Consider the following 10,922-nt stretch of genomic DNA (forward strand, 5'->3'; position numbering starts at 1 on the left):
AGGGGGGTCGCGCGAGTGGAATTCCTACACACGTCCGCCACGATCGTTCCACGCGGCCAACGCCGCGCGGGACACATCCGTCGTGGTCCGGCCGGTCGCCCGCGCCACGGCCACGACGTCATCAAACTCCGGCTTGCATCGCCGGTCCCCGTTAGGCAGCGTGGCCACCTTCACGCGCACCCCGTGGCCGTCCACCTCCACCCGCCCCCCGACGCGTTCCAGCGACCGTCGCTCCACCCCCACCCGACGCACCCCCAGGGTCGTCGTGTGCTGGAACACCAGGGATTCCAGCCGGGAAACTTCGTCAGGAGCGCACAAGACTTCCAGACGCATCCCCGGACGTCCCTTCTTCATGTGGGTCGCCAGGACAACCACGTCCAGCGCCCCGGCCCCCAGCAGGAGCTCTGCCGTGGCCGCCAGCCCCTCGGCCGTCATGTCGTCCAGGTCACACGCCAGCTGGACCAGACGCTCTTCCCCGCCCACCCGATCGGGATGCTCGGCGACGATGACCCGCAGGACGTTGGGCCGCTCAACCAGGTCCCGGGTCCCGGCGCCAAGGCCGACGGTGCGTGGCACGTAGGTGACCGGAGGGGCTCCCCGCGCCAGCGCGCGAACCAACGCCGCCCCCGTCGGCGTGACCAGCTCACCCGCACCCTCCGGGCCCGGACGCACCCGCCAGCCCTCCAGCAGCCGCAACGTCGCTGGCGCGGGAACCGGCAGGACCCCGTGGGCCGCCCGGACGAACCCGTCGCCCAATGAAATCGTGCCGCAATACACCTCCGACAGTCCGAGTTCGGCAAAGCCCCCAGTCACCCCCACCACGTCGAGAATCGCATCCACGGCCCCCACCTCGTGGAGGTGCACTTCCTCGGGGGAAACACCGTGGGCTTCGCCCTCGATCATCGCGATCCCGCTGAAGACCTCATCCGCGGTCCGCTTCACCTCGGACGACAGGTCGGCGCGTTCCACGAGTTCCCGGATCTCCGAGAGGTGTCGGCCGTGTGGCTGATCCGGGATCACAAACTCCACTTTCGTCGCCGCGAGTCCGGCGCGATTCACCGAAAAGACCTTCACCTCGACTCCATCAAGACCGAGTCGTCCAGGCAACGCGCGGAGCCATCCCGGGTCGAGCCCCACGCCGACCAGCGCGCCCAGAGTCATGTCCCCAGAAATCCCGCTGAACGGATCGAGGATGGCGAAAGGGGACATCCTGTCGCTCAGGCGCGGTAGGAGGCGCCGCTGCCCGTGTTGTAGACAACCACCTCGGCATTGCGCGCGATCCGCCCGGCGGCAACCAGCTGCGCCGTCACCGCTACGGCGCAGCCACCCTCTGGCGCGGCGTCGATCCCGGTCCGTGAGGCCAGTTGGGCCGTCCAGGCGCGAATGGTGTCCTCGTCGGCGGCCGCGGCGATGCCGTCCGTCTCCCGAATGGCACGGAGCACCAGTCGATCGCCCAGGGGCCCGGGGACGCGCAACCCTGAGGCATGCGTGACCGGATTGTCCCACGGGGTCGCGCGATCCGCGCCGGCGTCAAAGGCACGGACCAAGGGCGCGCACCCCGTCGACTGCGTCACCACGATTCGCGGCAAGCGGGTCTCTGGCGGTAGCCATCCCCACTGGATCATCTCCTTGAACACCTTCCACATCCCGATGACGCCCTCGCCACCGCCGGTGGGATAGACCACGACGTCAGGGAGTCGCCACCCAAGTTGCTCGGCCAGCTCCAGTCCCAGGGTCTTGTTGCCCTCGGCGCGGTACGGCTCGCGCAGCGTGGCCACGTTGAAGTACCCACTTTCGGCCGCGAAGGCGACGCTCATCCGTCCTGCGTCCCCGATGTGGCCGTCGATGGTGATCAGCTCAACGCCCATGGCGCGGATGGTGTCCAGGATGGGGCGCGGGGTTGTTTCGGGGGCGTACACGCGAACGGGAACGCCTGCGGCCGCGCCATAAGCGGCGAGGGCAGCGCCGGCGTTCCCGGCGGTGGGGACGACGAGCCCGGGCACACCACGGTGCTTCGCACGGGTTACCGCGGCGGCGAGGCCGCGCGCCTTGAAGGACGCGGTGGGGTTGACTGCCTCATCCTTCACCCACAGGCGGCGCACCCCGACCTCGTCGGCAAGTGCCGGCAACTCGGTCAGCGGGGTGCAGCCCTCCCCCAGCGTCACCGGCGCCTCACCCTCCAGCAGGGGCAAAGCGGGCGCATACCGCCACATGTCCCAGCGGGAAAGCAGGTCCTCGCGGCGCGGTGGCGCCCCGTCGTAGATGGCCAGGTACGGCTGGGTACACGCCGGGCACAGGCCAACGGGGGCATGTTGCTCGGCGCGAGCGCCGCACGACGAACATTCGAGATACCAGGAGGACATGGGATCGGGACAAGGGCTGGACGATGCTAGCCCGTGGGCTCGCCCGGAGCAAGCGGCGGCTCGTTAGGCACGGCCGGCGCCGTCCCCGACAGGGCGTCCAGGATGCGCCGGGCTGTCACGAGCGAGAACCCCGGAAGGGATGCAATGTCCTCCGGGGCCGCGTCCTTCACCCCCTGCAGCGACCCGAATCGGTGCAGCAGTGATCGGCGCTTTTGGGGACCGACCCCGGGGACCTTGAGCAGCTCGGATGTGATGGTGCGGGCGGTGCGCCGAGCGCGATTGAACGTCACGGCAAACCGATGGGCCTCGTCACGGGCCTGCTGCAGCGTACGCAGCGCGGGAGACCGGCGAGGCAGCCGCACCGGATCGCTGCGCCCCGGCAGGAAGACCTCCTCGTCTCGTTTCGCCAGGCTGATCACCTGCTGGTCGGTGACCCCGGCGTCGGTGAGGGCATCGATGGCCGCCTGCAGCTGGCCCTTGCCCCCATCGATGACGATGAGGTCCGGCATCCCCTTCCCCTCGTCGAGGCGCCGCCGCGCGAAGCGCCCAACCACCTCGCGCATCGACGCAAAGTCGTCGGTCCCGACGACGGTCTTCACCTTGAATTTGCGGTACTCGCCGCGGCGCGGGCGCGCATTCTCGAACCAGACGCAGGACCCGACCGTGTCGGTCCCCTGAGCCGTCGAGATGTCAAAGCAGGCGATGGACCGTGGAAGCCGCGGCAGGCCAAGCTCGCGCTGCAGCTCGTAGACCGGGCTCGCCGCACGCTCCTCCACTTCCAGGCCTGCGAGCCGGAACTCCTCGAGCAGGTGCCTCGCATTCTGCTCGGCAAACGCGACGAGCTCACGGCGCGGCCCGCGCTGGGGCACCAGGACCTGGGTCCGCTCCAGCGTGCCCTCGAGCACCTCGCGATCAGCGAAGTCAAACGGGACCAGCAGCTCGTCCGCACGTTCGCCGGCGGCGCGATACCACCCGTTCAGGTAGGCCGCCAGGACGGCCTCGTCGGACTCTCCCTCGATGTTGTCCATGAAGCGCTGGTCGCGCGCGAGCAACTTGCCGCCGCGGATCCGCATGACCACCACACACGCGTCGCCGGCATCACGGGCGTAGCCAATGACATCACGGTCGCCGCCTTCCACCTGCACCACGACGGTAGGCTCCTCCATCTGCTCCAGGTGCCGCAGGGCGTCGCGATACTCCCCGGCGCGCTCAAAGTCGAGGGCGGCCGCCGCGGCCGTCATGCGCTCGCGGACGCGATGCACGACCTCCTGCGCCTTGCCGTCCAGGAACAGCACCACCTCATCGATCATCCCGCGATACTCCGCATCGGCCTGGTAACCGACGCAGGGTGCCTTGCACCGTCCAATGTGGTAGTCCAGGCAGGCCCGCTCTGGGGCGTCCTCGGGCAAGGCATACTGGCAGGAGCGCACCGTGAAGATGCGCTTTACGAGGTTCAGCGCGCGTCGCATCGCACCGACGTCTGTGTAGGGCCCGAAGTACCGGGCGCCGTCGTGCACCAGCCGCCGCGTCACGAGGACACGCGGGAACGGCTCGTTCAGCGTGACCTTGATGTACGGGTACGACTTGTCATCGCGAAGAGAGATGTTGAACCGCGGCCGGTGCTCCTTGATGAGGTTGGCCTCGAGGATGAGCGCATGGGCCTCGCTCGGGACGACGATCGTGTCCAGGGACGCGATGAGCCGCACGAGCAGCTGGGTCTTCACGCTCGCCTCATGGTCCGAGGCGAAGTAGCTCCGCACGCGGGAGCGCAGGCGCTTGGCCTTGCCGACATAAAGCACCACCCCGGCGGTGTCTTTCCAGAGGTAGACGCCCGGGGTCTCGGGAAGGGTCGGCAGCTTGGCCGCAACCGACGGGGGTGGATCCCAGCTCATGAGCGAACGATAGCGACCCGCGCCAGCGCCTAGCGGCGCCGGAGGCGCGCGGAGAAGCTTCGGGCTTCGGGGACACGGAGCCACAGCGTCAAGACCAGGTAGGCGACGCTGTAGACGGCCAGCGCCATCAGTGCGAGCCACCGGGCACTCACCTGTCCCGCGACAGGCGCCGCCGATGCGGCCAGCGCCGCACCGGCCGCCGCCAGCGCACACACCCACACGCGCAGCAAAGCCGTCAACGCCGGGGCACCTGCGCCGAGGCGCCGCGCGACATGGCGCCGGAGCATCGCCCACTCCACCCACGCAGCAAGGCCGGAGGCCGCGAGCAGCGCCACGATCCCGAACCGTGGGTGCAGCCCGACCGCGGGGACGCCCCACGACGCGGCCGCGACTCCAAACCCGGCCGCCAAGGCCACACGCGTGATCGCGGCGCGCTGCGGCGTGCGCGTGTCGTGCAGGGCGAACAGCGTGGTCGCGTACAATCGTCCGAGCGTGGCAGCCAACAGGCCGGGCCCCGCGGCGGCCAGGGTCCAGCGTTGCCATGCTGCCTCGGTAGCCCCGTAGGCCCCCCCCTCGAACAAGAGGGCGATGATTGCCGACCCAAGCGCCACCAGGGCCACGGCAGATGGGATGACGAAATACGCGACCTGACGGAGCCGCGCATCAAGCATCCCGCGCAGGGACACCCTGGCTTCCTCCGACGCGTCCCCCGCCACGGCTGACAAACCAGGTAGTGCCGCAGCCGAGACGGACATCCCGAACAAGCTCACCGGCAGCATGTAAACGGCCTGCGCGTTTGCCAGCATGCTGGCCGAGCCGGGCAGGAGGGTGGACGCCACCATCACGTCGACGAATCCGGAGAGTTGAGTGACTCCGCGCCCCACGAACACGGGCCAGAAGTTGCGAAAGACGGTCGCCGCCTCCGGGCTCGTCGAGCGGAGGCGCGGGCGCCATGCCCCGAGCAGGCGATGGACGGACGGCCATTGCACAGCCAGTTGCAGGGCACTCCCGATCAAGCTCCCCCAGGCCAGGATCACGACGAGGCGCGCCGAGGTCTCCCGCTCGCCCCAACCGAGGAGTGCAGCGATCATCGCCAGGTTCCACGCCACCGGCGACGCGTAGGAGAGCAGGAAGCGACCGTGGGTGTTCAGGACGCCCAGGCACCAGGCCGAAAGGACCAGCAGGCCCGCGCCCGGGAAAAGGACCTGCACCAGGCGGATGGTCAGGTCGCGCTGGTCACCGGTGAAGCCGGGCGCGAGCAGCCGCACCACCAGGGGCGCCGCGAGGACGCCGGCGAGCACGAGGACACCGACGCCGAGCGCGAGCACGCCGAAGACGACCCCCGCCACCTCACGACGGCGCGCATCGTCCGCCCCCGCACGCAATCGCGCGTAAACCGGGATGAACGACGCGCTGAGCACCCCTTCCCCAAACAAATTCTGCAGCACATTGGGAATGCGAAACGCGACGTTGAAGGCGTCCGCCGCGGTGCCCGCCCCGAGGAAGTGGTTGAACACCTTCTGGCGCACCAGGCCGAGCACGCGACTGGCCAGGATCCCGGCGGCGACTGCCACCGCCCCGCCCCGGCCCGCCCCGCCGGTGCGTGCCGAGTCGCTCATGGATCCGCGGGCGGTGCCTGACCCGCAACGAGCGCCTGGGCGTGCCGACGGGCTCCGGCGCGCATCGCGGCGAGCAGCGCGTCCCCGTGGACCGCCATCAGCGGAACGAAACTGAGCGCGCGCTCCTGGCGCATGCCCCCGGGAAAGAGGGCCCCCCGCGCCCGCGCGAGATCCAGCATCAGGTCGGCTTCGCGGCGTTTGACCCTGGCCAGCAACCTCCGCTCCAGCCGGTCGATCCGCCAGTTGATCTGGCGCAACGTCCCTTCGACCACGCGGGGATCCAGCGGCGCGGCCGAGGTGGTCAGGGCTGTCTGCATCGTCGACCCCGCCGACGAGACCGTCGCGCGCATCGCCGCGATGGCCTCCAGCGACCCGGGTGGTGACGCTTCCTTGGCGATCGCGCGTTCGGCCGCATGCGGCACGGCAAGATCGCGCCACGCCGTGCGACATCGAGCGAGCATCCGCAGGACGCCCGGCTCAAGCACCGTCCCCGACCACCGCGGCACGGCCAACGGCAACGCCCAACCAAGCGCTGCAGCCACCGCCGTGACCTGGGCGAAGTAGGCGAACTCACCCGGGCCGGCCACATACGCGACGGTGGGCAGCAGCTGCCGTTCCAGCGCCGGGCGGAGCAACACGTTAGGCGACAGCGAGGATCCCGCGTCCGCGGCCGTGGTCAGCGCATCGCCCACTGGAACTCGCGTCTTGCGCCCCTGGCTCCGCGTGAAAACCAGGGAGAGCTCCGGCATGGCGCCCACCTGCGGTTGCAGCGCAGCCCCGACGATTTCACCCTCGCGGGCACGCAGCGCGGCGTTCACCCCGTCCGCCTGCCGCAGGGCATGCTCGAGCATCCCGCGACTCCGGGCGCGAACCGCAGGGTGCGACGCGTCGAGGACCGCAATGCCCAGGGGCTCCAGCACCCCGCGCAGGAAGTCGAGGTAGGCACCACCCACGGTCGCGCCCGCGCGATACCCCTCGCGCAGGAGGCGCACCAGGCTCGAATCCGCCGAAGATCCACAGGCCTCGATCAGCGATGCGAGCGCTTCCTCGGTCCCCTCCAACGGCACCTCAGCCATGGGGACGCCATCGGTTGGGACCTGCTGTTGCACCAGCTCCGCCGCGCCGCTGGCCGTGCGCGCCCAAACGCGCGACGCCTCCACAAAGTCCGCGTCGTCCGTGGCCGCCCAGAAGACCGGCGCCACTGGACGTCCGGTGGTTGCCTGAAGGGCGTCGGCCAGCTCCAGGGCCGAGAGCGCCTTGGCCAGGGTGTACAGCGGTCCACCAAACAAGCCCGGCTGCTGGCCCGTCGTCACCACGACGCCACCGGCCGCGGCAACGTCCCGTAATCGGGACGACCCGCGTCCGGAGGCGCCAAAGGCGGGCTCCAGCGCGTCCAGCCACGCCCCCGCGCGCGCCGTCGCGTCGATCCGCGCGCGCCAGGCGTCGGCCGTGCCGGGGCGAGGGACGAACCACCCGGGGAGCTCGCCCGCGAGCCCCCGTTGCGCCAACGCGGATCCGCCCAGTGATTCGGAAACGACCTGCAAACCGTCCATCGCGACGTCTTCGGTGTGGTGGAGGCGGACTACTTGTGGTAGGGCTCCCGCCTAACAATGGTCCCCGCCCGGTACAGCTGCTCGGCGAGGATGAGTCGGGCAAGTTCGTGGGGAAGCGTCCACGGCGCCAGTTGCAGGATGAGCCCCGGCGCCAGGATCTCGCGATCCAGCCCGTGGGCGCCCCCGACGACGAACGTCACGTCCCGCGCCGCCTCGCGCCACCCCTGCATCTGCGTGGCGAACGGCACCGATTCCATGGCCCGGCCGCGCTCATCGCAGGCGACGACCAAGGAGCTGCCACAGGTCTCCCGAAGGCGCTCGGTCTCAAGCCGCCGCACCTGGTCGGCCTCGCGCCCACGCGCCTCGCGTACCTCGACCACCTCGAGGGGCCAGTACCGGGCCGCCCGCTGCTCGTAGTCCGCGATGAGGGCCGCCAGGGGGGCGCCGTGCGGCCTCCCCACGCACGCCACGCGGAACTTCATAAAAGCATGAACGGGCGACCCGACACTCGCGCCAGGTCGCCCGCCTCATGTTCCGACACCTTCGACCTACGCGTAGATCCCGCGGAGCCGGTGGACCGTCGCTACGCGGCTGATCGAGACCATGTAGGCCGCCGTGCGCATGTTCACCTTGTGTTGCTTCGACAGGCCGAGGACGTCGCGGAACCCCTTGACCATGATGTTGCGCAGCCGGTCGTTGACCGTGTCCTCGTCCCAGAAGTAGCCGCCACGGTCCTGCACCCACTCGAAATACGACACCGTGACGCCGCCGGCGTTGGCGAGGATGTCGGGGATGACGAAGACCCCCTTCTCGTCGAGGATCGCGTCGGCCGCCGCACTGGTCGGGCCGTTGGCGCCCTCGCAGATCACCTTCGCGCGCACCTTCGCGGCATTCTTCGTCGTGATAACGTTCTCCAGCGCGGCCGGTAGCAGGACGTCCACGTCGAGCGTCAGCAATTCTTCGTTGGTGATCGGGTCCCCCTTGCCGTACCCCTCGAGGGACCTGTGCTGCTTCACGTAGTTGATCGCGTCATCGACATCGAGGCCCGCGGGGTTGTGCCACCCGCCGGTGCGGTCGGAGATCGCGATGATCTTGCACCCTTCCTTCGCGAGCAACTGCGCCGACACGCTGCCGACGTTCCCGAAGCCCTGCACCGCCACCGTCGTCCCCTTCACGTTCATCCCGAGGTGCGCCAACGCTTCCTTCGTCACCAGCATGCACCCACGACCGGTCGCCTCGCGACGCCCCAGCGAGCCACCCATCTCCACCGGTTTCCCGGTGGTCACCGCCGTCACCGTGTGGCCCTTGTGCATGGAATACGTGTCCATGAGCCACGCCATCACACGCTCGTTGGTGTTGACGTCCGGCGCGGGGACGTCGCTATCCGGGCCGAGCGTGGCGATGATCCCTGCCGTATAGCGGCGGGTCAGGCGCTCCAGCTCACCCACGCTCATCTTGAGCGGGTCGCAGATCACGCCGCCCTTCGCGCCACCAAACGGGACGTTGACGACCGCGCACTTCCAGGTCATCCAGGCGGCCAGCGCCGTCACCTCGTCCAGGTTGACCTGCATGTCGAACCGGATGCCGCCCTTGGCCGGGCCGCGCGAGGTGTTGTACAACACGCGGATGCCGGTGTACACCTCGATCTCGCCGTTGTCCAGCATCACCGGACACGCGACGATGATCTGCTTCTCCGGCTTGCGCAGCACCTTGTACAGGCCGGGCTCGAGGTCAAGCAGCTCGGCCGCCCGGTCGAAGCGCGACATCATCGCCTCGAACGGGTTGTCTTCGTTGAGGAATCGATCCTTGTCCGGCTTGACGATGGCGTTCGTCGGGAGGCGGAGGTCGCTAGCCATGGGGGATGGGAGGCGGCAGGTGCCGCGAGGGTTTATGTGTGGGGAGTATCGGGCCTCGAACTGACCCGGTCGAGCGCTGCCTCGATCTCGGCCGCGCCGGCGATCGGTTCAACGCGCTGGGAAACATACCACAGCCCCGGCCCGGATTGCGGCCAGGAGCCCTGAAGCTTGACGGCATCCTTCAAGGTGCAGACGACGAAGTCCACCTGACGGGCACGGGCCCGGATGCGCTCCACATCGGTGGGCGCATATGGGTGGTGGTCCCCAAAGACCAGAGTCTCGACCATCGCCCCGGTCGCCTGCAGCTGAGAGTGAAACGGCCCGGGGTTCGCCACACCGCTGACGGCCAGGACCCGCCGACCCTCCAGCATCTGGAGCCCCTCCTCCTCATGTCCCCCGACACGATGCAAACGATCCAGCCTGATGCGCAGCACCGCGGCACGAGGGGTGCCGACGCGGCGCACCTTCTCCAGCGTTTCCGCGACCTGACCCTCGGTCGCCGACTTGGCGGTCACCAGCACGAGGTCGGCCCGGGCGAGCCCGTCCCCCCACGACTCCCGCAGTGGCCCGGCGGGAAGGGTCCACCGTGGCCACGGCGCGTCGGCGCTCACGAGCACGAGATTCAAGTCGCGCCACGCCCGTCGATGCTGGTGACCGTCGTCCAGGATGGCCACCCTGGCCCCGGATTGAAGCGCCGCAGCCACGCCCCGCGCGCGATCCGGATCCGCAATGACCACCGCGCCGGGGGTCAGGAGTCGATGCACCAGGCTCTCATCCTGTCCGTAGCCCCGGAGCACGATGCCCGGCGTCACACCGCGCTGCGCCAGCTCGCGCGCGATCCAGGCGGCCACCGGCGTCTTGCCCGTGCCCCCCACCGTCACATTCCCCACAGAGACCACCGGGATCTCGCTGCGGCGTGCGGGGGCGACCCCGACATCGAAGGCCAGGTTGCGCACCTTCGACGCAGCCCACCAGGCGCCGGCTAGAGGAGCCATGAGCAGCCGAACGAACCGCGCGGTCGATCCATCGCCCCACCAGAACGGCTCACGCATTGGGTGCGTCCGGTTCGCTGACGGCGAGCAGCGCGGCATCGAGACGAGCGGTGTCCCCGGACTGAATGTGCCGGAGCGGGGCGCCACAGCGGATCGTGATCACGGCAAACGGCTGGGGCACGACAAAGCGGTCCCATGATTTGAAACGCCAGGCCCTCGAGGCGAGGGCCCCCATCGGAACGACATCGAGCCCGCTGCGCGCCGCCGCCGCCAAGGCCCCGGGCGCCGACTGCCTGCGCGGACCGCGGGGGCCATCGGTGGTGAAGGCCACGGTGGCCCCCGCTTCGAGGCGACGGGCGGCCTCGATCAGGGCTCGGGCACCACCGCGGCTCGATGAACCCCGAATGGGATCGAAGCCCAGCCGGCGGACGATGCGCGCGATCACCTCGCCATCGGCGTGAGTCGACACCAGCGGAGCGATCCCCCGACCTCTCAGCGCCCACACCAGCGGCAACAGTTCCCCATGCCACATCGCCAACACCACGGGTCCGGTGGGGATCGACCCCTCCCATCGCACCCGCCAAGTGACCCCAAGTAGCCGGACGAGCCACTCACCCAGCGCGGAGGCCACGACAATCTTCAAGCGC

At 69.7% G+C, this 10,922-nt stretch carries 9 protein-coding genes; all 9 read right to left on the reverse strand.

Features of this window, described 5'->3' with window-relative positions:
* Nucleotides 1-24: 24 nt before the first annotated feature.
* Entirely contained in the window at nucleotides 25-1,209 is a 1,185-nt protein-coding gene (larC, locus tag IPK85_18215) for a nickel pincer cofactor biosynthesis protein LarC (protein MBK8249314.1), read from the reverse strand.
* 8 nt (nucleotides 1,210-1,217) lie between these two features.
* Nucleotides 1,218-2,363 carry a threonine synthase gene (locus IPK85_18220; protein MBK8249315.1) on the reverse strand — a complete coding sequence of 382 codons (1,146 nt, stop codon included), beginning with the start codon at nucleotides 2,361-2,363 and terminating at the stop codon, nucleotides 1,218-1,220.
* A gap of 26 nt (nucleotides 2,364-2,389) precedes the next feature.
* Nucleotides 2,390-4,255, reverse strand: coding sequence for an excinuclease ABC subunit UvrC (gene uvrC / locus IPK85_18225; protein MBK8249316.1), 1,866 nt, complete (start codon nucleotides 4,253-4,255; stop codon nucleotides 2,390-2,392).
* Between the two features lie 29 nt (nucleotides 4,256-4,284).
* Nucleotides 4,285-5,874 (reverse strand): murein biosynthesis integral membrane protein MurJ, encoded by a 1,590-nt coding sequence (gene murJ, locus IPK85_18230; GenBank protein MBK8249317.1) that lies wholly within the window; start codon nucleotides 5,872-5,874, stop codon nucleotides 4,285-4,287.
* Nucleotides 5,871-7,427 (reverse strand): bacillithiol biosynthesis BshC, encoded by a 1,557-nt coding sequence (gene bshC / locus IPK85_18235; protein MBK8249318.1) that lies wholly within the window; start codon nucleotides 7,425-7,427, stop codon nucleotides 5,871-5,873. Before bshC ends, murJ begins: the two co-directional genes overlap by 4 nt.
* A gap of 29 nt (nucleotides 7,428-7,456) precedes the next feature.
* Entirely contained in the window at nucleotides 7,457-7,909 is a 453-nt protein-coding gene (locus IPK85_18240) for a 23S rRNA (pseudouridine(1915)-N(3))-methyltransferase RlmH (protein MBK8249319.1), read from the reverse strand.
* Between the two features lie 66 nt (nucleotides 7,910-7,975).
* A complete protein-coding gene (locus IPK85_18245) occupies nucleotides 7,976-9,283 on the reverse strand; it encodes a Glu/Leu/Phe/Val dehydrogenase (GenBank protein ID MBK8249320.1) in 1,308 nt (435 codons plus the stop codon).
* 32 nt (nucleotides 9,284-9,315) lie between these two features.
* On the reverse strand, nucleotides 9,316-10,335 hold the full coding sequence (gene lpxK / locus IPK85_18250) for a tetraacyldisaccharide 4'-kinase (protein MBK8249321.1): 1,020 nt from the start codon (nucleotides 10,333-10,335) through the stop codon (nucleotides 9,316-9,318).
* On the reverse strand, nucleotides 10,328-10,918 hold the full coding sequence (locus tag IPK85_18255; GenBank protein MBK8249322.1) for a lysophospholipid acyltransferase family protein: 591 nt from the start codon (nucleotides 10,916-10,918) through the stop codon (nucleotides 10,328-10,330). The genes lpxK and IPK85_18255 overlap by 8 nt, the downstream gene beginning before the upstream one ends.
* Nucleotides 10,919-10,922 lie beyond the last annotated feature (4 nt).

The sequence above is a fragment of the Gemmatimonadota bacterium genome (assembly GCA_016712265.1).
GTDB lineage: Bacteria > Gemmatimonadota > Gemmatimonadetes > Gemmatimonadales > Gemmatimonadaceae > RBC101.

Coding starts and splice junctions, on each gene's coding strand:
- lpxK (MBK8249321.1), bottom strand. CDS start 10,335: ATGCGTGAGCCGTTCTGGTGGGGCGATGGATCGACCGCGCGGTTCGTT.
- murJ (MBK8249317.1), bottom strand. CDS start 5,874: ATGAGCGACTCGGCACGCACCGGCGGGGCGGGCCGGGGCGGGGCGGTG.
- larC (MBK8249314.1), bottom strand. CDS start 1,209: ATGTCCCCTTTCGCCATCCTCGATCCGTTCAGCGGGATTTCTGGGGAC.
- bshC (MBK8249318.1), bottom strand. CDS start 7,427: ATGGACGGTTTGCAGGTCGTTTCCGAATCACTGGGCGGATCCGCGTTG.
- uvrC (MBK8249316.1), bottom strand. CDS start 4,255: ATGAGCTGGGATCCACCCCCGTCGGTTGCGGCCAAGCTGCCGACCCTT.
- IPK85_18245 (MBK8249320.1), bottom strand. CDS start 9,283: ATGGCTAGCGACCTCCGCCTCCCGACGAACGCCATCGTCAAGCCGGAC.
- IPK85_18220 (MBK8249315.1), bottom strand. CDS start 2,363: ATGTCCTCCTGGTATCTCGAATGTTCGTCGTGCGGCGCTCGCGCCGAG.
- IPK85_18240 (MBK8249319.1), bottom strand. CDS start 7,909: ATGAAGTTCCGCGTGGCGTGCGTGGGGAGGCCGCACGGCGCCCCCCTG.